Raw genomic sequence first — 23,177 nt, 5'->3', positions numbered from 1 at the left:
GAAAGCGCATCCAGAGGAGGAGAAACGTTTGGCACGCTGGCTCACATCTTCGTTACAAAGGAAGCTATCGGTCGTCGTGACGGCTTCAATGATTGTGCCATTGCTGGCCTTGGGTCTGTTCGCCTTTCTGATCTCTTCCCGCATTACAGAGCAAAAAACAAAACTGTCCGGCATGGATACGCTAAAACAGGTGGAAGCGAATCTTCGTTATATGCTGCAAGATGCCGAGAACCTGTCCATTTTCCTGATTGGAGAACGGGATATCCAGCACTATCTTAGCCAAAATGAGGACCACGAGCTGGACCGGGTGGATATCCTGGGCAGGATGACCAATCTGGCTGCTTCCAAGAAATATATTGCCAACATCGCCATATATCCGGGACGTTTCGATGCCACATTGTCGACCGCTACCTGGTATGAATCCAATGAATCCAACTTTTCGTATCCCTCTGTTCCAAGCGGTGAAGCAGTTAAACAATGGACGGGGGTATACCCGGTGCAGAATTACGCGGGTATACAAAATGTGATCACATTGGTACGGCCGATTCGTAGTATCCATGATTATCGGCCCATCGGCTGGTTAGCCATAAGTCTGGATGAGAAGGCCATATCCAAGGGATGGGCCGCTCTGGGATTAGGCAGAGGGGAAGGCAGACTGGAACTCATCGGCAGTTCTGGAGAGATTCTGTCTTCGATGGACAAATCCCGGCTTGGACTTAAGCTGGAGGATGTCGATTCAGGGGTCACAACGTTGATTCAGGATGGCGGTAGCGGAACCACCACGTATGGCAGTGGTGACGATAAACGGACGCTGCTCTATTATCCTGAAGAATTAACGGGTTGGACGTTGGTTGGAACAGTCCCATTTGACCAGTACAAGTCCGAGAATCGGTATATCCTTATTCTGACCGGCTGCGCCGTTGCCATGTCTGCTGCGATCAGTGCTGGCTTGGTCTGGTTTACTGTGCGGCGTGTGACGAGGCCGCTTCGTGTGCTTACCAGACATCTGTCCCGAATTGATCCGGAACGACCTCTTCCGCTGTTTCGATCTGAAAGTGATGATGAGATCGGCAGGCTTGGGGAGAGTTACAATCTGCTCGGTGCACATATTCAGTTATTGAAGGAAGAGGTTATTCGGGGTGAAGCTCGCAAAAAAGAGGCGGATCTTCGCGTGCTTCAGGCGCAGATTAACCCGCACTTTCTGTATAACACGCTCTCTTCGATTCACTGGATTGCCTTGATGTCTGAAGAAAAGAGGATCGCGGATATGGTTGAGGGCCTGAGTGATTTTCTGCGCATCAGCTTAAACAATGGTCAGGATTACTGCCCTGTGGAACAGGAAATTGCTCATATTCGCCATTATGTGCGTGTGCAGTCGATTCGTTTCCCTGATCAATTTGTATTGCATTACATCGTAGATCCAGCGCTTGAGAAGCGAATGATGCTGAAGTTGTTACTGCAACCGCTCGTTGAGAACGCCATGATTCATGGCATTCAGCCCAAAGCAGGGGTGGGTACCATCACCATAATGATTCGCAAGGACCCGGATAATGAACGGATGAATGTGCTGGTGCTGGATGATGGTGTCGGCATGGAGCCGGACAGGCTGGAGCAATTAAGGATAAGCATTAGGGAATGGAAGGGAAAACAGCCGGATAAAAAGCTAAACCAAGGCGGTTATGGGCTCTGCAATGTGAATGAGAGGCTGCTGCTCCATTACGGAGCGGATGCACAGCTTGAAGTAGACAGCAGGGTTGGGGGAGGTACCCGGATTTCGTTTTCCATTCCAATCTTGGAGGGGTCGCCATGAGACTATTAATTGTTGATGATGAAGTAATTATCCGTACAGGGCTTGCCAGCGTTATCGCTTGGCATGAACTCGGAATTGAACTACTTCAACCTGCTGCCTCGACAGAGGAGGCGTTAACACGTTTGGCTGAGGAACGTCCACATATCCTGATGACGGATATTCGGATGACAGGCAGATCAGGACTGGAACTGGCTGAAGAGAGCCTGCGATTGCTACCTGAACTGGAGGTCATTATTTTGTCCGGATACGATGACTTTTCTTATGCGCAGCAGGCGATTCGCCAAGGTGTTACAGATTATCTGCTCAAAACAAGCAAGCCGGAAGAGATTATCAAAACCGTGTTACAGGCCAAACAGCGAATCACGGAACGTTGGGCAGAGAAGTCCAGAGAGGGACAGCTTATGCGGGAGAATCGAGAGAGGTTATTTGCCGGGTGGATCATTGATGGTGACACCGCTTCGGGGCATTTCCCTTCATTTTTGCGATCTGATGCTGGACTAGAGGCAGCGGTTGAAGGCCTTGATGATGAACAGATTCTCAGACAAGTCATTGTTCTTCGAGCAGAGGGTTGGGATCAATCCTCGGATGCGCTATTACGATTTGCAGTGCAGAATACCCTGGAGGATATGCTACCTGGTGCCATTGCTCATGTAGAGAAACAGCAAATTATCTGTGTAGTTTCATGGCCGCCTGTGGATCAGGAATATCCGTTCAGGCTGGAGAGTGCATTACGTCGGGTGGAACAATTGTTGAAGTGCACCCTGCGCGCAGCGGTAGGTCTGCCTGTGCATGGATATGCAGATCTGCATGAAAGTTACAGAACTGCTTCAGCTGCATTCCGCTATCGGGGATTGATGGATTATAAAGTATGGCATTATAAGCACGTTCAGGATCGCCAAGGTGGTAAAACGGTACTTACGCACGAAGAGGAGACCAGACTTGGAACAATATTGCTGGATAATGATTCAGTCACGTTAACGACATGGACGCGGGAACTTGTGGCTAATCTGATTACAGAACCGGAGGTCACACCAGAATCGTTCAGTGCTTGTCTGCACTCGGCCGTTATTGCAGGTCATCGCTGGCTGACTCGCACAATGCGAGCCACAGGGCGTGAAGAACCCGCAAGGCTCGAGCCCTGGTTGCCGGAACCGGATGCCGAGGCTGCGGAGCTCGGGGATATGCTGTTTCATCATCTGTATGGTCTGATGCATGTCTATCATAGCCGAATGGGTCAGGGACAGGCTGCCCATGTGCAGAAGGCTATCGGTTATATTGAATCTTCATTGGCGCAGGATATTAATTTGCAGCTGGTAGCTGGACATGTTCATTTGCATCCGGGTCACCTCAGTGAATTGTTTAAAAAAGAAATGGGTGTGACCTTCGGAGATTTTGTCACCGATATGCGTATACGAAGAGCGATGGATATGCTCGCGGTGTCTCCAGCGAAGGTCAGCGAAGTCGCTGCAATCAGCGGCTATGAAGACGTGAAATATTTTAGCAGACTGTTCAAAAAACATACGGGCAAAACCCCGAGTGAATATCGCGAAGAGGCGTTGTCGTTCAAACCTTCGGGAAGTTAGAAATGAGCAGATTAGGAAACATGTCTTGCATTTCTGCAAACGTTTTCGATATTTTATTACTCAGGGTTATTGGAGAGTGAGGGCGTACTGATGAAGACCCATAGTTCAAGTCAGGATTTATCGGGACAATGGAAGATACAACATTTTGAAGTTGGGGAGAAACGGGCAATGGATGTGGCAGATGCTGCGCTGGATGACCGTTTCTGGATTGGGGCTGAAGTGCCTGGCGATGTACACGCTGCACTGGTTGAGCGCAGTATCATTGATCCGCCCTATTACGGTCATAATGATGCCAAAAGTCGCTGGATTGAGCAAAAGGAATGGTGGTACCGCACAACCTTCAATCTGGTGAGAGATGCAGAGGCGGAAGAGCACTTTGAATTGGTGTTTGAAGGATTGGATACGTTTGCAACGGTATATGTGAATGGCCATGAAGTTGGAAAAACGGCAAATATGCTTATGTCACATACTTTTAACGTCACGTCTCTGGTACGCAGCGGCTGGAATGCGATTGCTGTCAAGTTCGATCCGCTACACCTGCATCACCGGGACAAAGAAACCTTTGACTGGTCCTCGTATACGAAGGAACGGCCATGGTTGCGCAAAGCAGCGATGAACTTTGGCTGGGACTGGGGTCCACGTATGGTTACGGTGGGCATTTGGGGTGGGGTAAGGCTGGAAAAACGAACAATCGCCAAGCTGGAAAATGTGTATGCTCGCACGGAATCAGTCAGTACTGAGATGGCTGTTTTGCGTGTCACGGCGGATGTGAAATCCGTCTTGTCTTTCCGTAGCAGACAGAAACGTGAACAGGCTGTGGTTGCGTCCTGTAATGTTCGTCTGCTGGATCGCAACGGACATGAGGCAGCAAATGCCACTGAGCTACCTGTAGAAGGTGGCAAGGCAGATATCACGTTGAACGTCACATCACCTCAGTTATGGTGGACCCATGATCTGGGTGAGCCTTATCTGTATACGCTTGAGGTTACATTGTACGCAGATGGCATTGAGGTGGATCGTTATAGCGAGCCTTATGGGTTACGAACGATTGAACTGGCTCTTCACAATGAACGGGGTGAGGATGCATTTACTTTTATTCTGAACGGAGTCAAAGTATATGCCAAGGGTGGCAACTGGATTCCGGCTGATCATCTGATTGGTGCCATCCCGAACTCCCGGTATCGGGAGCTTGTCGAGCTATCGGTAGAAGGACATATGAACATGCTGCGCGTCTGGGCGGGTGGTATATATGAGAAGGATGTCTTCTACGATGAGTGTGATCGGCAAGGCGTGTTGGTGTGGCAGGATTTTGCATTCGCAAACGCGTTGTTCCCGGATTTCAATCGTGATTTCATGGATAATGTACGGCAAGAGGTAGAAAACAATGTCCTGCGCCTGCGTAACCGTGCCTCGCTTGCCATCTGGTGTGGTAATAATGAAATAGACTGGCTCTATGATATGAAGTCTGCAAGTGGAGATATTACTAGTCCATTCTATGGAGAACTGATCTATCATGAGCTGATCCCTGAAGTGTTAGATCGCTTGGATCTGTCACGTCCGTACTGGCCTTCTTCGCCGTTCGGGGACAGCAACGGTCAGGACGCCAATGATCCCGATGTCGGGGATCGTCACAACTGGCAGGTATGGCATGGCTCGGTCTATCCAAGGAAGCAAGGAGAGCCACCGCTGCTGGACTACAGTATCGAAGGTGTGACGTTCAAAAATTACAAAAACGATCATGCGTTGTTCAGCAGTGAATTTGGTATGCATGCTTCTGCCAATCGTTACACGCTGGAGAAAAATATGCCCACAGGGCAGTTTTACTGGGGCAGTCCAGAGATGGCCTACCGTAACAAGGATACCAATCACCAAAAAGGTATTTTGTTGATGGAAGGTTACACAGGCATTCCGCAAAATATAGAGGAGTACATGAATTATTCCATGCTGACTCAAGCAGAAGGATTGCGCTATGGAGTTGAACATTTCCGCCGCATCAATCACCGTAACAGCGGTGCGCTCGTGTGGCAATTGAACGACAGTTGGCCAGGAACAAGCTGGTCCATGATTGATTATGAACTGCTACCGAAGGCATCCTTTTATTACGGGAAAATATTCTTTCATCCTGTCCTGTTGTCACTGGAGCATGAGCCGGGGGAGCCGCTTGCATTGTGGGTCGTGAACGATACACGGGACGTGCTGAATGGCGAGCTTCGGTTCAATGTTTATACATTACATGGAGAGAAGATCTATTCCAGCGCACATGCTGTTGAAGTAACATCACAATCCTCACTGTGTATTGTTGAATTAACTGAAGCAGAGGTGCTACAGGGCAGACGTGCGGAGGAAGTAATGGTTGAGCTGGTATCCGAAGGATTTGCGGCGCCGATTAATCGGTATTTCTTGCGTGATCCTAAGGATGTGGCATTGCCGAAATCTCAATTGAGTGTACATGTGAATGAAGAGGAACAGGCTGTAACGGTTACGGCCAGTGGGGCGATTGCACGATTGGTGAAGCTGGAGCTTCCCCTTGGGCGTGTCCGATTCAGCGACAATTATTTTGATCTGCTCCCCGGCGAGAGTCGGACGGTAAGACTGCGTCATCCAGAGCAGTCTTCTCTGCCCCTGACGGAACTTCGGGTCAGTGCCATGAACGGCAGAGAAGGATAAAATAATAATAATAGACTTCGAATCTTATTCGAGGTTCAAGGTGGTCATCCTGATCAGGGATGCCACCTTTTTTTGCTTTTGCAGCAGGTGAGTTCATGTCGTTGTGTCAGGTGATCCTGTCCTTATTCCACAAGCGAAACGTCCAATCGGGTTCACATGTTGGCATATTAAGGTTAGAATGATGGAAAGCAATCGTTTTCAAAAGGAGGTCATTTTATGTCATTTGTCTTTTATCCGGAGATGGTTATATTCATGCTGATGCTGATCCTGTTGATTATTGGTATTGTATATATTGTTCGTAAAAGCAAACAAGTACTGCGCCGCGTCAGTAATCTGGAGAAAGCAGTATATGAAAAAGATAACATCTCATCCTATCCGAAGGACGTTGATACTGTACAAGAAGCACCCAGAGAAGACACGTTTGCTCCACGCAAACGAAAATGAAGAAGGGTGCGGAATTACATAAAAAGATAAACCAACAAGCCAAACAGCCGATTCTTCTTCATGAGGAAGTGATCGGCTGTTTGTGTATGTCGGCAGAATTCCGCATTATCGGGCCTTAAAGAAACGATTCATAACGCTGTTGGAAAGAGGATTCCATCTCCACTTGCCGAGCAAGTTGCTGCTGTACCTTTGCCCCGCGGATCGTCTGAAGTTCCTGAAGTTGTGCAGTAGAACTGAATTGATCTGCAGCCATTTGGACAAGTATTTCCGAGAGCACATCCGCATCTTCGAGCGCGGCATTAAGTCCAAATGCACCGGTTGGCGTCATGGTATGAGCGGCATCACCGATGAGTACAACATTGTCTTGTGCCCACGACTGGCTATAGCTGCTTTCGACAGATAACAGAACAAAATCACTCCAGCTCTGAATGTTGGCAGCAACAGAATCAGACAGGCAAGGAAAGGCGGATACAAGTTTGTCTACAAAAGGAGCAATCGGCTGCTCTCGCAGCTTGGAGTATGCTCCTTCGGGGATGTTCCATCCGATCTGAACATAACCGCCGAATTGTGAGAACAGTGCGAGTTGTTGACCATCCATGCTGGCCATTCGAACAGCGGGTTCCCAACCTACAGGTGCCGGAATGCGCGCCCATAACAGATCATACCCGTGCTTGCGAATCTCGGGGGTCAAACCGGAATGTTTGCGTACAGCAGAGTATCTGCCATCAGCACCAACAATAACAGACGCTTCGATGGAGGCGGGTACGCCGTTCTGCCGGATGTTAATACCAACGATCTGGCCGTTCTTGTCTCGTAGCAAACCGGTCATCATCGTATTGAATAGTACTTGTTCATAGGAACTATGCTGCTGAGCATGCGACACGATGGCTTCCAGAAGATGATCTTGGGGGACATGAATACCCACATGAGATTCTCCATTGCCTGGCAAAACGGTATGAATAATGTTCCCGTTCTCCCAATACTGTATCTGTTCCAATGGCAGTGCTCCGCGTTCCTGAATGAGTGAATATAGACCATGTTTATTAAGAATCGCTTCTCCGTCCATATTAAGCAGCTCCCCGCGAAACGACTTGTGCAGGTGGGGTTGCCGCTCTATGAGCAACGTGGATATTCCTTTTTGATTCAGTAAATAAGAAAGTAAGGCACCGCCGGGCCCAGCGCCCACAATGCAAACATCCGTTTTTAATGGTGATTGTAAATTCTGATTCATGTGCATAAGTCCCTTGCAATATATTGATGGCTCTTGTTTACTTTATAACAACAGATTTATTAAAATCATTAAGTAACTAAAAGTAACTTTAAAGATATAGGTTATTATAAACAAACCCGTTGCCATAATGCAATAGGTGAAACCTAAAATAAAACAAGAGTCTTGCAGTCAAATACAGGGTATGTGATACAAGCGCATTTTTCACAAACATCATAGTGTAAATATGTTACAATATGAGGTAGGTTATGAACAAAGGCAGGAGGAACGTTTATGAGCCCGGATACGGAGCGAAACTCTCAATTGGCAAATGTAGATCAATTGTTGGAGGCCTTCTTCAGATATAAAAACAAAGTATTGGATCAGCAGCAGAAGACCGAAACCAACTGTAAACTAAATCCGACAAAAAGTCATATATTGGGCATGATTTTACGTGAAAAACGCTGCATGGCAGTTGATGTAGCCAGACAACTCAGTTTATCTTCCGGCGCAACCACCATTGTACTGAACCAACTGGAGACAGAAGGGTTGATCCAGCGGGTGCGGAGTGAAGAAGATCGGAGAATTGTGTGGCTGTCCTTAACGGATGAAGGGGCGCAGCTTGCCAAGACGATTAATGCGAATCGTGGCCGAATGACTTGGGAGTTGTTGCAAGCACTTTCCGAAGAGGAGCAACAGCAGATGTTCGGTATGTTGAAGAAAATTGAACTGAAACTGCTGGAGAACATGAAGTCGTTTGAGCAGATCCACCGATAATCCATATATGACTGGATTCCTTGAAGACGTCAGTCCTCATGAGTTCGTCCCTAATTGCGGGGGGATGAGCCTTGAAGACTGGCGTTTTTGAGTTTGTTTACAAATGAAAGCGAACCACATGATCCATCAAGCCTTCCTGAATCAAAACTTCTTTTTGTTTGCGGCCCATCAGGTCAAAGTGGGGAAATGGCTGCCGCTGATGAATGTATCGCGGGTCCAGCCCATGATCGTGACACCAACGTTCGAGGCGTTCCAGATCTGCACAGCCAACTTTGGTGACACTGGTGATGCCGGGGAATCGGTTGTCAATCCAGAAATGAGTGAGGTACGCAATCTCACCACGAGCCACTTGTTCCTTCCACGCAGCAAGCTCTTGTCGTTTAATTCCAAATGCCATAGATGCAAGTTCCTTTCCAAACGGGTATTGTCCTGAGCATATTGTAACATCTTATATACAGAATCCATCAGAATTCTTTCATTGAGACTGGTCTGAAGCCGGTCAAGCGGGTATATGAATATGACAACATTTTTATAACAAAGTCTGGATTATGTTAAAATAAACCTATACAACAAAGGTTTCACCACATCTATAGCGGAAAGGGATTGTCATTATGGAAATATTTATAGCCGTACTTGTCTTACTGGTACTTATCGGTTTATCCAATATCCTGAACCGGTTTGTACCTTTTATTCCTGTGCCGCTCATTCAAATCGTGCTTGGTGTAGCCATAGCTTTACTTCCTGCAGGCGTACACTTGCCGTTGAATCCGGAATTGTTCTTTGTACTTTTCATCGCACCTTTGTTATACAACGATGGTAAGCGAACGCCAAGGAATGAATTATGGAATCTGCGTGCACCTATACTTCTGCTTGCGCTGGGACTTGTGTTCGTGACGGTGGTTGTAGCGGGATATGCTATTCATTGGTTGATTCCTACGATACCGTTACCCGCTGCTTTTGCTCTTGCAGCCATATTGTCCCCGACAGACGCTGTGGCCGTGGGCGCGATGGCTGGGCGGGTACATTTGCCCAAAGGTATACATAGGCTTCTTGAAGGTGAAGCATTAATGAATGATGCATCCGGCTTGGTCGCCTTCAAATTTGCCATTGCAGCAACGGTTACAGGTGTGTTTTCCCTGGCGCAGGCAACCTTCAGTTTTATTCTGATTGCAATTGGCGGACTTCTCGTCGGGGCATTGTTATCTTTTCTGTTAATCAGGCTTGGGATGTGGATTCGCAGGCTGGGCATGGAAGATGTAACCATTCATATGCTGCTGCAAATCCTGACGCCATTTATCATCTATCTGGTGAGTGAAGAAATTGGGGTATCCGGTATTCTTGCGGTAGTGGCAGGCGGTATTATCCACGCCATTGAGCGTGACCGCGCTGAATCGGTTCAGTTGAAAATGCAGGTGGTATCTGCGAGCACATGGTCAGTCATTTTATTTATACTAAATGGCCTGGTGTTTGTTATTCTGGGTGTGCAGGTCCCGGATGTGCTGAGTACCATTTTTGAAAATGTTTCGTTTAATAATCTGCAGGTGTTGGGCTATGTAAGCGTGATCTCGGTGCTACTGCTGGTTCTGCGCTTTCTCTGGATCTATCTGTTCTGGCAAGGGAATGAATTGCTGCGTACCAGATCCTCTATTGGCAGACCCAGATTCAAGGATATTACGATCATTTCTCTCTCCGGGGTGAGGGGAGCTGTGACATTAGCAGGTGCCTTCTCCATTCCTTATGTGCTTCAGGATGGATCACCTTTCCCTGAACGGGATCTGATTATTTTCCTGGCGGCAGGGGTCATCCTCTTCTCTCTGATTGCGGCGAGCGTGTTTCTTCCAGTTCTGGCCAAGGACGATGGGGAATCCACAGAAGAAACACCGCAGAAGTCAGAACGTAAAGCACATGACATTATGCTGAATGCGGCAATACGAGCTGTCAAATCCGAAATGAACGATGAGAACAAAGCTGCGGCACTGGCGGTTGTCTCCGACCTGTCCAAATATATTAGGCAGGCTGCAGGTCAGCTTAGCGCCGGTAAACGAAAAGATATCCAGAAACAAGAAACGGCTATTAACCTGATTGCTACCCGTGCTGAACGCAAAGAAATCGAAGCGATGCTGGACGAAAATGCAATTGCTTCTGATGCGGCCTTCAAATGTGACAGTTGGCTGGATCGCAAGGAAATGATGTTGGCCAATCGCGCAGACACTCAGATTATGACATCAATCAGCGAGATCGGGCGTGTGCTGGGTCATCTGTTCACCAATCGATCCCAGAAGCCGAGTCAACCATTCATGCTTGAAAATGCAGAACTGTTCCGTCAGGTGAAGCTACGTACCTCTGAAGCGGCAATTAAGGCTATACGTGCCCATATGAACGATGGGAATCGAGTCGTAGCTCTGTCAGTCATCGCCAAGTATGAGCGTGTGATTGCCAAATTGCGAACCTGGAACCAAGGGAAAACGGAAGATCCGTTTAATCAGGAGAAGCTTGAATTACAGATGGTGGCGATTCAGGAACAGCGCAATACAGTGCAACAATTGTATGAAAATGGTGAGATTAATCGTGATGTGGCTGCCAAGCTGCGCAGGTTTATCAATGACGTGGAAGCGACTGCGTTGAAAAACACCTAATCCGATAAATCCGATATTTTAAATATGCTAAACGGTTTGATATAATATGGGACAAGAAACATGTCACTACCAAATGTACTTATATTGATCAGTGAGGGAGAGAGGAGACATGGCAGAACAGCAAATAAGGTTGGGCAAGACCGATCTGGTCGTAAATCCCATTGGACTGGGTGCAAATGCTGTAGGAGGGCATAATATCTATCCGGACATGCTGAATGATGAGACGGGTAAGGAAGTGGTTCGTACAGCTTTGAAACAAGGTATTAACTTTGTGGATACGGCATACATTTATGGACCGGAGCATTCCGAACGACTGATCGGCGAAGTATTGAAGGAAACGGGTCAGCGGCAGAATACCATCATTGCGACCAAGGCAGCTCATAAATTTGTGGATGGAAAGATTGTCATAGATAACTCACCTGCTTTTCTGAAAACAGCTGTGGATGAGGCATTAAAACGTCTGCAAACCGATTACATTGATCTGTTCTACATCCATTTTCCGGATGAACATACGCCTAAGGATGAAGCAGTAGATGCGTTAAAACAATTAAAAGACGCTGGTAAAATTCGTGCCATTGGCGTATCTAATTTCTCCATTGATCAGTTGCGTGAAGCCAACAAGGACGGGCATGTAGACGTACTGCAATCTGAATATAATCTGTTCAAAAGAGAAGCGGAGAAAGAACTGTTGCCGTATACGGCTGAGCATAAGATTTCTTTTGTGCCCTACTTCCCACTGGCAGCGGGACTGCTGGGCGGTAAATATAATCGAAATACAACCTTTCCGGATGGACGGGCGAAGAACCCGCTGTTCACAGGTGAAGCTTTCATTGAAAATCTCGATAAAGTTGAACAACTGCGCAGCATAGCACAATCCAAGGATGTTGAGGTCGCTCATCTGGTTCTGGCCTGGTACCTGACCCAGCCTTCCATTGATGCATTGATTCCGGGGGCCAAGCGACCGGAGCAGGTCATTAACAATCTGCAAACATTAAATGTGGAATTAACTGCTGAGGAAATTGCAGTCGTGGATCAGATCTTTCGTTAATGAGTTCGGGTGAATCGGGAAATGCTAACAGGGAGTTTACGTATGAAGACAAAGTGAGGACACCACATGAACCTGAAGGCAGCCCGAGTCATCGGAATGTTCACGCTAATTATTTTGCTGGGTAGCAGTTCTGCCTATGCGAAGCCTTTACAGAAGAACCGTCAGTATTATGAGGAACGAGGAGAGATCGTGTGGGAAGTTCCGACACAGGATAAACTCATCGCCCTGACCTTTGATGATGGACCAGATCCGATTCAGACTCCGCAGATTCTGGCTTTGCTACAGCAGTATCATGCCAAAGGAACTTTTTTTGTACTTGGCAAATGGGCAGACAAATTTCCTGAACTGATTAAGCAGGAACAGCTCGAAGGGCATGAAATCGCCAATCATACGTATGCGCACACGTATGCAGTTCGATCGACTAGTGCGGACAAGTACATGAAGGATATGAACGAAGCAGAAAGTTCCATCATTAAAGCAGGTGCGGAGCGTCCCCTGTTGTTCAGGCCACCGGGCGGTTATTACAATGACATGGTCATCCAGGCTGCCAAACAAAAAGGGTATACCATTGTACTCTGGTCCTGGCATCAGGATACACGGGACTGGGCTTCTCCAGGTGTATCGGCCATTGTTAAAAAAGTACTGAATAACGCACGTAATGGGGATATTGTACTCTTTCACGATAAGGTGGAAGGCAAGTCCCATACGGTAGCTGCACTCCAAACGATCCTGCCCAAGTTACAGCAGCAGGGATATCGATTCGTGACGGTGTCTGAGCTGCTTGCAGTGAAGGCACGTGAAGCTGCGAAGGATGGGACTTCACCTTCTTCTTCGTTGAAGCACGTGAATCCCTGAATATTGCCAATCAATTAAAAACCGCAGGCCTCGGTATGTAGAGACCTGCGGTTTCTTTATATTGATCACGATATGAACATGAAACCAGGAGCGGGAGGTTGTTGTGTGTATCCCTTTTGTTTTGAAACCAAAACGTCTACAATAGATGGAGCTTTGTGATGAAGAGCTACTTGAACCAAGATATGAATTACGACATAGAGGAGAGTGAGTATGATGAATGGACAACAACGAGTAAATATTAAACCTGGTCTTGAAGTGGATATTGTACTGAAGCAGGATCAAGCTACGGGTAAGCTGACACGTGGCATTGTGAAGGATCTATTAACCAAGTCCCCTACACATCCACACGGAATTAAAGTACGACTGACAAGCGGCCAAGTGGGACGTGTGAAACAGGTCATTACAGGAGGATCGAACTAACAGTGGCCCAAGGCGGGGAGATGAGTACTACCGCAGAAGTATTGGCACATCTGGCTTGTAATGCACGTCAGCAGGACGCATATCGCGTGTTACAGAGCAGTGGATTGCTCGATATATTAGCTGACTATCACCCATATCCGGCAGGAACTGTACCGATTGATATTGATGTTCCAGGCAGTGATCTGGATCTGCTGTGTTATGCAGAGGATCTGGATGCCTTTGAAGCTGAAATACATGATCAGATCGGAGCCGTTGGTGAGTTTCGATGTGTTCGTGGTGGGGATCTTCCAGACCAACGTCCTTATGTGACTTGTAATTTGCAAGTGGGACATTGGCCTGTGGAGATTTTTGCCCAATCCGTGCCAGTTAACAGGCAGAATGCATACCTACATATGATTGTGGAGTGGAGATTGTTACAACTGTGGGGAGACGCGGGACATCGTGAGATCCGCAGACTGAAACAGGCAGGATGGAAGACGGAGCCTGCTTTTGCTTCTGTACTTGGATTACAGGGAGATCCATATGTGGAAATGCTGCATCTGGCCGAGATGAAACGTGAAGATCTCTGTAACTGGGCGCGTTCACGAACTTCTTTTTGAACTGTCTAACATAACCTTTGGTCAGATCAGAAAGATGGCTACAATTGTCGTTACCGTGAGTCCCAACAGTACAGGCTTCAGGTTGCGTCTTGCAAGTTCAAAAGGACTGACTCCGCAGATTGCAGCAGCAGGAATCAATGCCCATGGAATCAAGGTTCCACCACCTACCCATATGGCTGCGACCTGACCTAATGCTGTCAGTACAGGTGCGGAATCTGCCGAACCTGCAAACATGGACGCAATCGAGCCAACCAGCGAAATCCCCGAGAACCCCGAACCATCCATTCCGGTCACTGCTCCGGTCACCGTCATTGTAATTGCGCCCACCGTATCATTCAATGGTACCAGCCCGGCAAGTGCGACCCCGAGATCATTCACGATCCCGTGTGAACCTTCAGGAAGAGGATTGATGAACAACTCCGTAATTGCAGCATCCCCCAGATAAAAAAACGCGGCTATGGGAATAACCGGTCCAAACACTTTGAAACCAAACTGAAATCCTTCAATTAAATAATTGGTTGTTTCCTCTGGTCCCGCATGTCGATGTGCGGCAAGGGTGACAGCGATCAGTATGACCACAGCGGTCCCGCCAATCAGAGCTGTTGCGTCACCGCCTTGCAACTTCAATACAAACATCAGAATCACATCAACTGCGAATAACAGAGGGATAAGCAGAGCGAAAACCTTTTGCAGACGGGGTGACATGACTTGACGTTGAACAGGCTGATTAGCGGGTAGAGTGGTGGGCACAGCCTCTGATGAGGAAGAAGGTTCCGTGCTCACGGTATCTGATATAGTGTTTGGGGAATGAACAGGTGAGCCTGATTTCATCTCTTTGCGCAGCATCCAGAAGGCTGTAAGTGTAGATACGGTTCCCATGACAATGACTAAAGGAATGCTGGCCGTCATGACGGAAGTAACGGGTAGTCCCGCTGCATCAGCCGTAAGTTTGGGAGCTCCCTGAATAATATAATCTCCCGACAGTGCTATCCCATGCCCAAACAGGTTCATGGCAATGGCAGCTCCAATCGGAGGAAGACCTACACGCACGGCTACAGGAAGCAGTACTGCACCGACGAGTGCTACGGCCGGGGATGGCCAGAAAAATAACGATACGACCATCATGATCAATCCGATACCCCAATATGCGACCTGAGGAGAACGGATAAACCGGGTGACGGGTGTTACCATGACCTCATTAATTCCGGTTCTGATCAGAACACGGCTCATCGCCACAATAATCGAGATGATGAAGATCGTACTTAGCAATTCTTTTGTTGCATAGATAAAACTGCTGAAGATCCCAGTAACTGACCCACTTAAGGTTTCGGTTGCCAGAAGTCCAATGGTCATAATACCCGCGACACAAATGATCGTGGTGTCCCTGCGCCGGATCATTACGGCGATGATCAAGACGATAAACGCCAGATAGACATAATGTAACGCAGTGAGTTGAATATTCATCGAACAGGCCTCCCTACATCCTGGTGACAAACCCGAGGAGTGATATATCGTATGCATGTCAAGATCGGGCGTTCGTGGAGTTCGGGGCTTGCCGCAGCATTTATTTTTAGGGAGAAGCTTCAGCGTAATAATGAAGGATTTTTTTTACAACTGGAGAATTTATTACAATATGAAGCGCGTTATCCAAACTTGGAGCGGATAGAAGTCACCAGAATTGACATTTGCAGGTCACGGGACCGCATAGACAATGGCAAGCAGGGGTGATTACAATAAACATGCCATCATAAGGAAGAAAATAGAAAAAATATGTTGAACTAAAAGGGCGGGAATCCATAATCCATGAATTTTATCCGTTCACTTCGTTTTAAATTTATTGTGGGTCTTACATTGATCATGCTGCCATTATTCATGCTGCTTTATTATAACAACGTCTATGCCATGAAAGTCGTACGTGACAAAGTATCCCTCACCAATATGAATCATCTCGCCAAGAGTGTAGAGCAGAATGAACGTGTATTACAGGAGACGAATCGGTATTTATATAGTCTGGGGGAGCGGGACCCGGATATTATCTCTCTGTTTTTTCTGAAATACGGCAGTGGCGATTATATCATTGCAAAGCAACGGATTATGAACAAATTCATGACAGATATCGGTTTTTATAATCTAATCGATTCTTTTTTTCTATACGATGCCGTGAATGATGATTTGCTGCTCGCCACTTCAGGCAATTATGATGTCAAAAAGTCGGTTGTGCAGGAGAGTATGCCAGTCCAGATGAAGCAATTGGAAGGGGATATCCAGAAGCCGGAATGGAGCATCGTGCGTGGCGGGACGTGGAATGCACTGGTGAAAACGGTGCGAATCAACCAGCAGTTCTATGCAGGTGCACTTGTCGATATGAATGCACTGAATCATACACAACAATTCACTGAATCTGGAGATCGGGGAGGCGCAGTCATTGTTGGAACCGACGGTGGGGCACTATCGGATTCCACATTGAATACTGCACAGATTCAGCTGGCTGCAGCGCATCTTCCAGGCCTGGAAAATCCGTATCAGGTTATCTCTGAAGTTGTGAACAAGGGAGAAGCACGTCAATATTTGATGTTGGGTATTGCCTCGGCCATGTCCCAGATGAATTATATCGTGCTGCTGCCTGAGGAAGACATGATGCGTAACCTCCCGTTTTTCCAGCAGATCATTCGTCTGCTTCCCATTGGTGCGGCAGTAATTCTGGTTACTGCACTGATCTTTTTGCGGCATCTGTTATTCCGCCCGATGAATGCGTTGATTCGAGGTATGAGAAGGGTGAGCCGCGGAGATCTCGATGTGAAGCTGGACCCGCCATCTTCTTCGGAACTTGAATTTATGACACGAAGTTTCAATCAAATGACCAGTGAGATCAGGCATCTCAAGATTGATGTGTATGAGGAACAGTTGCGGACGCGGGAGGCAGAGTTCAAACAACTACAGATGCAAATCAATCCTCACTTTTACCTGAATTCACTCAATATTATTCATAGTCTGGCTTCCTTGCAAAAGCATGAGTTGGTACAGCAGATGGCTGGTCATCTGGCCGATTATTTTCGATTCAGTCTGCGTGCAGGCAAACGTGTTATTCGTCTGGATGAAGAGCTGGAGCACATTCGTCATTACTTGGAAATCCAAAAGCTGAGGTTTCCAAGCCGATTCGATTTTGAACTGGATGTTGAACCGAATCTGGGACATTATGTGATTCCTCCATTAACCATTCAACCCTTTGTGGAGAACGCCATTATTCATGGATTTCAGCGCCGGACGCAAGCCTTTGTCATTCGGATCGTGGCGCGCCTCAGTGAGAAGTCATCCGGTCAGGTCGATGGGATGGTGCTTCAACTGATGATTGTCGATAATGGTGTTGGATTTGATGAAGAATTGTTAGAGCGTCTGCAACATGGACAATACGCTGAAGACCCGAGTGGACAGCATATCGGTATATGGAACGTGGCTCATCGGCTTTTAGTGAAGTATGGTGATCAAGCCAGTTTGCAGTTTGGAAATGAGGCGGATCATGGCGCCAAAGTCACTATTGATTTACCCGCTCAGACCGAAGAGGAAGAAGGGGGAGCCCATGCGGAACCTGTTGATCGTGGATGATGAAGTGTATGCGTTACAAGCGATGGTGGAAGGAGTTAATTGGCAAGCAGCAGGCGTCGACCAGGTATTCAGTGCTTGTGATGCCGAAGAGGCAAGAAAGATCTTAAAGTCAAATGCTATCGATATCATGATCTGTGATATCGAGATGCCTGGTGAAACAGGGCTTGACCTGCAAAGCTGGGTATTGAAACATGATCCAGGCATACTGACCGTTTTCCTGACAGGGCATGCTTTATTCGATTATGCTCAGACAGCCATCAAGCTAAACAGCTTTGATTATGTATTGAAGCCGGCTCCAGCCGATCAATTGATTAAGGTAGTAACTCAGGCGGTCGAGAAGATTAAGGATGGAGAGCAGCGTACCCGTACCAACGAAGTATATGAGACCGTATACAAACGCTGGAAAACCCATAAACCGTTACTGACCGAACGCTTCTGGAAAGATGCCATCTCTCAGCGTATCACATTAACCAAACAACGGCTGCAAGAGCTCGCGGAATTATATGGTGCCGAGATTGATCCCCAGGCCCGTGTATTACCCATTGTGATCTCGGTAGAGGAGTGGGTGCGTGAGTTTGACCTGCGCGACGAAGAGGTGCTGGAATATGCCCTTCGTAATGCAGCCAGGGAGATCCTGCTTGGCAACAAACCGGGTGAGGTGTTTCAGGATCAAAGTGGATTGAATATTGTGCTTGCTTACGAGCAAGACGGCATCATTCCGAGTACGAGCGAAGTGGCACAACGTTGTCAGGGGTATATTCAGGAATGTGGAACGTATTTCTACTGCCGCTTGTCCTGTTATGTTGGTGCCCCGGTTACTGTAACTGAGCTGCAAGGTATGTTAAATGAACTGATGGATATGGAACGGCGCAATATTAAGGAGCTTGAAGAAGTTTTTGTCTATGATGAGCGGGGAAGAGATCAGGAAGATCGCTTTTTGCCTATTCCATGGTTTTCGGAATTATCTATTCTTTTTGAGACGGGTAAAGTAGGGGATTTGCGAGAACGTGTGGATGAGATTTTTGAGTTACTTGCTGCCCAGGAGGGATTGTCTCCTGAGATGCTGCATCTCTATTATCATGCCATGCTGCATGTGGTCTATCCGCTGCTTCATCAGAAAAACGTGTCAATACGCAGTCTTTATCCGGGTGAACGGGAGCCGGAAGAGAGTGTCGTGACAAGATCGTTGCCACAGTTGAAGCAGTGGACGTTGGATCTAATTGATCGCGTTATCCCGGTGTTGTACCCGGACGATCATAGCCCTATGACCATTGTGGATCAGTTGTGCGTTTATATTGAAACTCATATTGGTGAAGAACTTATGCGAGAGGAACTTGCAGCTTTTGCCGGATTCAATCCCGCTTATCTATCGCGTCTGTTTCGGAAAGAGAAGGGGATGTCCCTATCTGAGTTTATCCTGCAGGGCAGAGTAGCTAAAGCGAAGACGTTGCTGTCCCAGTCCACCGTCAAGGTGACCGATATCGCTGGCAAGGTGGGGTATTATAATTACTCGCATTTCACCAAAATGTTCAAAAAGTGCACGGGTATAACGCCACAGGAGTTTCGTAAACAGTCACGTACCGTATAAATCAGGGCGCAGCATGCTGCGTCTTTTGTTTTTTTTGGTACTAAAGTCATAATTTGATAAGTCAACAGGTCACCACAGCAGATAGAGGTCTTACTCGCCCCGCCGTATACTTGAACCACAGGAGCCGCAACGGAGCTTCATCCTGAGGAAGAATTCAAGAGGAGTGAGGGAGAACACGTTATGAAGACACAACCCCAGGCGGGTAAGGGAGTACGGATATCGGAAATACCGGAAGGATCAGTCCGAAAGCGCAAGTCTGTATGGTACAATCTTGGCAAATTCAAGGTGCTGTATCTCATGTTCTTGCCAGGGGTCCTGTTTCTGCTGGTGAACAACTATATGCCGATGTTCGGCGTTCTGATCGCATTCAAAAATGTAAACTATGCTGATGGTATTTGGGGTAGCCCATGGAGTGGGTGGGACAATTTCAAATATTTGTTCTCAACCAGTGATGCATGGGAAATTACCCGAAATACACTCGCGTATAACACCGTGTTTATTGCACTGAATCTCTTTGTAGGTGTCGGGCTTGCTATTCTGCTCAATGAAGTGAAGAACAAGGCAATGTCCAAGTTATATCAATCCCTTATGCTATTACCGTATTTCCTGTCCATGATTGTGGTCAGTTATCTGGTACTGGCTTTCCTGGGCAAGGATTCAGGTTTCATGAACTCAACGATTCTACAGATGTTCGGCGGTCAGCCGATCGACTGGTATTCAGAGCCGAAGTATTGGCCGTATATTTTGCCACTGGTGAACACATGGAAGAATATTGGATATTATGCCGTCATCTATCTGGCAGCTGTCGTGGGTATCGATGAAGAATATTATGAAGCAGCTGTGCTTGATGGAGCGACCAAATGGCATCAGATACGCTTCATCACCATTCCGTTTCTCGTCCCATTGATCGTCATTATGACGTTATTGCAGATTGGCCGTATATTCTATGCAGACTTCAGTCTGTTCTACCAGGTTCCATTGGAATCGGGAGCACTGTTCCCTGTAACAAATGTACTGGATACCTACGTATATCGTACGTTCCTTATCGGTGGAGATATCGGGATGTCATCAGCAGCCGGTCTATACCAAGCAATCGTTGGATTCGTGCTGGTTCTTGTATCCAATACCATCGTAAGGCGAATAGATAAAGATAATGCATTATTTTGAGAGGAGGCAAGTCAGCTGTGAAATCACGTGATCCACTAGCCGTATCAAAGCGTTCCGCATCCGTTATTCATGCGATGTTTCTATTCTATGCCATTGCCTGTATCGTGCCGATCCTGCTTGTCTTCGCCATCTCATTTTCGGACGAGACAACCGTAATTGCCAATGGATATAAGCTTATTCCAGAGAAGTTCAGCCTGACGGCTTATGACTTTCTGTTCAGAGATATGGATCAGATCCTTCACTCGTATGGTATATCCTTTATCGTTACCGTTGTAGGTACCATTACAAGTGTTGCGCTGACCGCATTGTATGCTTATCCGCTCTCACGGAGAGATCTGCCTTACCGGGGCTGGTTCGCCTTTTTCATCTTTTTCACGATGTTGTTCAATGGAGGTCTGGTACCTTGGTATCTGGTCTATGTCAACGTATTGGATCTGAAAAACTCCATACTGGCACTCATTCTGCCACTACTGCTGTCTCCATTCTTTGTACTGGTTATGCGTACATTCTTCGCGAACTCCATTCCGGTATCCATTCTGGAATCGGCTCGGATTGATGGGGCAGGAGAATTGAGAACGTTTGCACGTATCGTACTTCCGCTCTCTCTTCCCGTAATGGCAACCGTCGCGTTGTTCAGTACACTGAATTACTGGAATGACTGGTACCTTAGTATGATTTTTATCTCAGATAACCGGACGATCAGCCTTCAGTACCTTATGTACCGGACGCTGCTCGATATTCAATATTTAACAACCAACTCCAACGTCTCTTCACAGATTTCGTCGCAGGGTGGATTGCTGAATCTGCCTAACAAAACTCTGCAAATGGCGATGGCTGTAGTCGGTATTGGTCCAATTGTACTGGCATATCCGTTCTTCCAGCGTTATTTCATCAAAGGTCTTACGGTTGGCGCTGTGAAGGGATAACTCTGAACCGGTTAGCGGAGTGGGCAAGGTAAATGAAGATGGACTGAAAGGGCCTATACAGAAGTAGTTATCGGTTTATTTGTGAATTGGGGAAATCGGTTGTATGGTTCAACACATGACAGGAGGGGTTCAATTGGTTAGATCATTAAAGGTATGGTCACGCATGATGGCAACGGTTATGGCGCTGAGCCTGGTGCTGGCAGCTTGCTCATCAGACAAGGGTGGAACAACAACACCTGGCGCAGAAGGCGGAGGAGCAAGTGAAGGCGGGGGCAAACCCTATGAAGTGACACTGTTCTACCCAGGGACACCACAGAAGGATGTCGCTCTGGTGGAAGCCGAGATTAACAAAAAGATGGAACCGAAGATCGGGGCTACGCTCAAGATTAATGCGATTGACTGGGGTCAGTGGGATAACAAGCTGAATCTCATGATCTCCTCAGGTGAAAAATCAGACATTATCTTCACAGCAGCTTGGCAGAACTATACGGTGAATGTAGCTAAAGGCGCATTCTTGCCATTGAATGATCTGCTTGATGCACATGGTCAGGATATCAAGAAAAACCTGGACCCTGCCTTTCTGGAAGGTTCCCAGGTGGACGGCGTGAATTACGGGGTTCCTACGAATAAGGAACTCGCTGCCACACGTGGTGTGTTGGTACGTAAAGATCTGGCTGACAAGTATAAGCTGGACCTGACAGCTGTAAAGACATGGGCTGATCTGGAGCCCCTGCTCAAAACAATCAAGGAAAACGAGCCAGGCATTACACCGTTCTATATGTCCAACACCAATGGTAACGGGCTGTTGGAGAATCTGGATTGGGATTATCTCGGTGATGCTTCCGTACCTGGAGTGATCTCCAAAACAGCAGGCGGAACAACAGTTCTGAATGAAGTGGAGACCCCTGAATTCAAAGAAGCGGCTGAACTCGCTCGCAAGTGGTATCAAGCAGGATATATCAACAGTGATGCTGCTACATCCAATGTGTTCCCGAAAGATCAGGCGAAGGCTGGAAAAGCATTTCTCTGGACAGATGGCATGAAGCCAGGCAAGGATAAAGAAGAAGAAGGGTATGTGGGTTTCCCACTGACTCAGATTGAGATGACACAGCCGACAATCACGACGGGTGATGCATCTGGAGCGATGCTTGCGATCTCACGTTCTTCCGAGCAACCGGAGAAAGCGATGCAGGTCATTAACCTGCTGCATTCCGACAAGGAAATTAACAACTTGCTGAACTTCGGAATTGAAGGCACCCATTATGTGAAAAAAGACGGACAGGATAACATCATTACTCTCCCTGAAGGTGTTGATGCCAACAGTCGGACCTACAACCCAGGTGCCCAATGGCAGCTTGGTAACCAGTTCCTGAACTTCCTCTGGGATAATGAAGATCCGCAGAAGTGGGAAAAGTTCAAAGAATTTAACGCCAAAGGTGTGAAGTCTCCAGCACTGGGCTTTACATTCAACAGTCAATCTGTCAAAAATGAAATTGCTGCGGTCAACAACGTGAATAAACAGTTCAAGCCGGGTATGACATCGGGTGCCGTTGATCCAAATGAGATGATTCCGAAATATCTGGAGAAATTGAAAGCAGCGGGAATTGATAAAATTATTGCAGCCAAACAGGAACAACTCGATGCATTCCTTGCTCAGAAATAAATGATCGTCAGCTATGATAGAGAGACTTGTGTTCTACAAGCTCTCGTCGGTGCGAATATGAAGGACGTTTTCGGTGAACAACCGAAGGCGTTCTTTTTATTGTTGTTTTTTTGATTTGGATTTTTAATTATAATTAGGAAAAATATGATATAATAAGGTGGTTGATTAGGGGGTGTTCGTGTGT

19 protein-coding genes are annotated in these 23,177 nt (G+C 47.1%); 16 read left to right on the top strand and 3 right to left on the bottom strand.

Annotated features, from left to right (window positions below):
* The first annotated feature begins 28 nt into the window (after positions 1-28).
* From QVE09_RS08225 to QVE09_RS08210, 4 genes are all read left to right on the top strand, one after another.
* Positions 29-1,810, top strand: a complete 1,782-nt coding sequence (locus tag QVE09_RS08225) for a cache domain-containing sensor histidine kinase (RefSeq protein ID WP_315936425.1) — start codon at positions 29-31, stop codon at positions 1,808-1,810.
* Complete coding sequence (locus QVE09_RS08220; RefSeq protein WP_315936424.1) at positions 1,807-3,393, top strand: helix-turn-helix domain-containing protein; 1,587 nt, start codon at positions 1,807-1,809, stop codon at positions 3,391-3,393. The genes QVE09_RS08225 and QVE09_RS08220 overlap by 4 nt, the downstream gene beginning before the upstream one ends.
* Before the next feature lie 90 nt (positions 3,394-3,483).
* Positions 3,484-6,060, top strand: a complete 2,577-nt coding sequence (locus tag QVE09_RS08215; protein ID WP_315936423.1) for a beta-mannosidase — start codon at positions 3,484-3,486, stop codon at positions 6,058-6,060.
* A 216-nt stretch (positions 6,061-6,276) separates the two neighbouring features.
* Positions 6,277-6,504, top strand: a complete 228-nt coding sequence (locus QVE09_RS08210; RefSeq protein ID WP_315936422.1) for a hypothetical protein — start codon at positions 6,277-6,279, stop codon at positions 6,502-6,504.
* 115 nt (positions 6,505-6,619) lie between these two features.
* On the opposite strand, the gene QVE09_RS08205 is transcribed toward QVE09_RS08210, so the two are convergent.
* Positions 6,620-7,735, bottom strand: coding sequence for an FAD-dependent monooxygenase (locus QVE09_RS08205; protein ID WP_315936421.1), 1,116 nt, complete (start codon positions 7,733-7,735; stop codon positions 6,620-6,622).
* 270 nt (positions 7,736-8,005) lie between these two features.
* Between QVE09_RS08205 and QVE09_RS08200 the strand changes: the two genes are divergently transcribed.
* Complete coding sequence (locus QVE09_RS08200) at positions 8,006-8,488, top strand: MarR family winged helix-turn-helix transcriptional regulator (RefSeq protein ID WP_315936420.1); 483 nt, start codon at positions 8,006-8,008, stop codon at positions 8,486-8,488.
* Positions 8,489-8,585: 97 nt separating this feature from the next.
* Here the strand turns inward: QVE09_RS08200 and QVE09_RS08195 are convergent, their stop codons facing one another.
* On the bottom strand, positions 8,586-8,885 hold the full coding sequence (locus QVE09_RS08195; RefSeq protein ID WP_315936419.1) for a hypothetical protein: 300 nt from the start codon (positions 8,883-8,885) through the stop codon (positions 8,586-8,588).
* A 214-nt stretch (positions 8,886-9,099) separates the two neighbouring features.
* Here QVE09_RS08195 and QVE09_RS08190 point away from each other — a divergent pair, with 214 nt between their 5' ends.
* From QVE09_RS08190 to QVE09_RS08170, 5 genes are all read left to right on the top strand, one after another.
* Positions 9,100-11,124, top strand: a complete 2,025-nt coding sequence (locus QVE09_RS08190) for a Na+/H+ antiporter (RefSeq protein WP_315936418.1) — start codon at positions 9,100-9,102, stop codon at positions 11,122-11,124.
* A 109-nt stretch (positions 11,125-11,233) separates the two neighbouring features.
* Entirely contained in the window at positions 11,234-12,172 is a 939-nt protein-coding gene (locus QVE09_RS08185; RefSeq protein ID WP_315936417.1) for an aldo/keto reductase, read from the top strand.
* Between the two features lie 66 nt (positions 12,173-12,238).
* Positions 12,239-13,027 carry a polysaccharide deacetylase family protein gene (locus QVE09_RS08180; RefSeq protein ID WP_315936416.1) on the top strand — a complete coding sequence of 263 codons (789 nt, stop codon included), beginning with the start codon at positions 12,239-12,241 and terminating at the stop codon, positions 13,025-13,027.
* Between the two features lie 213 nt (positions 13,028-13,240).
* Positions 13,241-13,447: a YwbE family protein gene (locus QVE09_RS08175; protein ID WP_026081155.1), complete on the top strand. Its 207-nt coding sequence runs from the start codon at positions 13,241-13,243 to the stop codon at positions 13,445-13,447.
* A 2-nt stretch (positions 13,448-13,449) separates the two neighbouring features.
* Positions 13,450-14,046: a DUF4269 domain-containing protein gene (locus tag QVE09_RS08170; RefSeq protein WP_315936415.1), complete on the top strand. Its 597-nt coding sequence runs from the start codon at positions 13,450-13,452 to the stop codon at positions 14,044-14,046.
* A 21-nt stretch (positions 14,047-14,067) separates the two neighbouring features.
* Here QVE09_RS08170 and QVE09_RS08165 read toward each other — a convergent pair whose 3' ends face one another.
* Positions 14,068-15,510 (bottom strand): hypothetical protein, encoded by a 1,443-nt coding sequence (locus tag QVE09_RS08165; protein WP_315936414.1) that lies wholly within the window; start codon positions 15,508-15,510, stop codon positions 14,068-14,070.
* Between the two features lie 51 nt (positions 15,511-15,561).
* Between QVE09_RS08165 and QVE09_RS08160 the strand changes: the two genes are divergently transcribed.
* From QVE09_RS08160 to QVE09_RS08135, 6 genes are all read left to right on the top strand, one after another.
* Positions 15,562-15,774 carry a hypothetical protein gene (locus QVE09_RS08160; protein ID WP_315936413.1) on the top strand — a complete coding sequence of 71 codons (213 nt, stop codon included), beginning with the start codon at positions 15,562-15,564 and terminating at the stop codon, positions 15,772-15,774.
* Positions 15,775-15,849: 75 nt separating this feature from the next.
* Positions 15,850-17,649, top strand: a complete 1,800-nt coding sequence (locus tag QVE09_RS08155) for a sensor histidine kinase (RefSeq protein WP_315936412.1) — start codon at positions 15,850-15,852, stop codon at positions 17,647-17,649.
* Positions 17,624-19,237 (top strand): response regulator transcription factor, encoded by a 1,614-nt coding sequence (locus tag QVE09_RS08150; protein ID WP_315936411.1) that lies wholly within the window; start codon positions 17,624-17,626, stop codon positions 19,235-19,237. The genes QVE09_RS08155 and QVE09_RS08150 overlap by 26 nt, the downstream gene beginning before the upstream one ends.
* A 180-nt stretch (positions 19,238-19,417) precedes the next feature.
* Entirely contained in the window at positions 19,418-20,404 is a 987-nt protein-coding gene (locus tag QVE09_RS08145; RefSeq protein WP_315936410.1) for an ABC transporter permease, read from the top strand.
* Positions 20,405-20,421: 17 nt separating this feature from the next.
* The gene (locus QVE09_RS08140; RefSeq protein ID WP_315936409.1) at positions 20,422-21,330 is read left to right on the top strand and encodes a carbohydrate ABC transporter permease; all 909 of its coding nucleotides are present in this window, start codon (positions 20,422-20,424) and stop codon (positions 21,328-21,330) included.
* Positions 21,331-21,463: 133 nt separating this feature from the next.
* Positions 21,464-22,993, top strand: coding sequence for an ABC transporter substrate-binding protein (locus QVE09_RS08135; RefSeq protein WP_315936408.1), 1,530 nt, complete (start codon positions 21,464-21,466; stop codon positions 22,991-22,993).
* Positions 22,994-23,177: the final 184 nt, after the last annotated feature.

It is taken from the genome of Paenibacillus sp. ClWae2A (assembly GCF_032452295.1).
In the GTDB taxonomy this organism is placed as follows: domain Bacteria; phylum Bacillota; class Bacilli; order Paenibacillales; family Paenibacillaceae; genus Paenibacillus.
The sequence above is the reverse complement of the archived record's forward strand: the minus strand, read 5'-3'. Positions and strand labels throughout refer to the sequence as shown.

What these genes read in the sequence shown, in the direction of transcription:
- QVE09_RS08150 (WP_315936411.1), top strand. Translation starts at nt 17,624, where the DNA reads ATGCGGAACCTGTTGATCGTGGATGATGAAGTGTATGCGTTACAAGCG.
- QVE09_RS08145 (WP_315936410.1), top strand. Translation starts at nt 19,418, where the DNA reads ATGAAGACACAACCCCAGGCGGGTAAGGGAGTACGGATATCGGAAATA.
- QVE09_RS08215 (WP_315936423.1), top strand. Translation starts at nt 3,484, where the DNA reads ATGAAGACCCATAGTTCAAGTCAGGATTTATCGGGACAATGGAAGATA.
- QVE09_RS08160 (WP_315936413.1), top strand. Translation starts at nt 15,562, where the DNA reads ATGCATGTCAAGATCGGGCGTTCGTGGAGTTCGGGGCTTGCCGCAGCA.
- QVE09_RS08180 (WP_315936416.1), top strand. Translation starts at nt 12,239, where the DNA reads ATGAACCTGAAGGCAGCCCGAGTCATCGGAATGTTCACGCTAATTATT.
- QVE09_RS08210 (WP_315936422.1), top strand. Translation starts at nt 6,277, where the DNA reads ATGTCATTTGTCTTTTATCCGGAGATGGTTATATTCATGCTGATGCTG.
- QVE09_RS08185 (WP_315936417.1), top strand. Translation starts at nt 11,234, where the DNA reads ATGGCAGAACAGCAAATAAGGTTGGGCAAGACCGATCTGGTCGTAAAT.
- QVE09_RS08190 (WP_315936418.1), top strand. Translation starts at nt 9,100, where the DNA reads ATGGAAATATTTATAGCCGTACTTGTCTTACTGGTACTTATCGGTTTA.
- QVE09_RS08220 (WP_315936424.1), top strand. Translation starts at nt 1,807, where the DNA reads ATGAGACTATTAATTGTTGATGATGAAGTAATTATCCGTACAGGGCTT.
- QVE09_RS08165 (WP_315936414.1), bottom strand. Translation starts at nt 15,510, where the DNA reads ATGAATATTCAACTCACTGCGTTACATTATGTCTATCTGGCGTTTATC.
- QVE09_RS08175 (WP_026081155.1), top strand. Translation starts at nt 13,241, where the DNA reads ATGAATGGACAACAACGAGTAAATATTAAACCTGGTCTTGAAGTGGAT.
- QVE09_RS08155 (WP_315936412.1), top strand. Translation starts at nt 15,850, where the DNA reads ATGAATTTTATCCGTTCACTTCGTTTTAAATTTATTGTGGGTCTTACA.
- QVE09_RS08205 (WP_315936421.1), bottom strand. Translation starts at nt 7,735, where the DNA reads ATGAATCAGAATTTACAATCACCATTAAAAACGGATGTTTGCATTGTG.
- QVE09_RS08195 (WP_315936419.1), bottom strand. Translation starts at nt 8,885, where the DNA reads ATGGCATTTGGAATTAAACGACAAGAGCTTGCTGCGTGGAAGGAACAA.
- QVE09_RS08200 (WP_315936420.1), top strand. Translation starts at nt 8,006, where the DNA reads ATGAGCCCGGATACGGAGCGAAACTCTCAATTGGCAAATGTAGATCAA.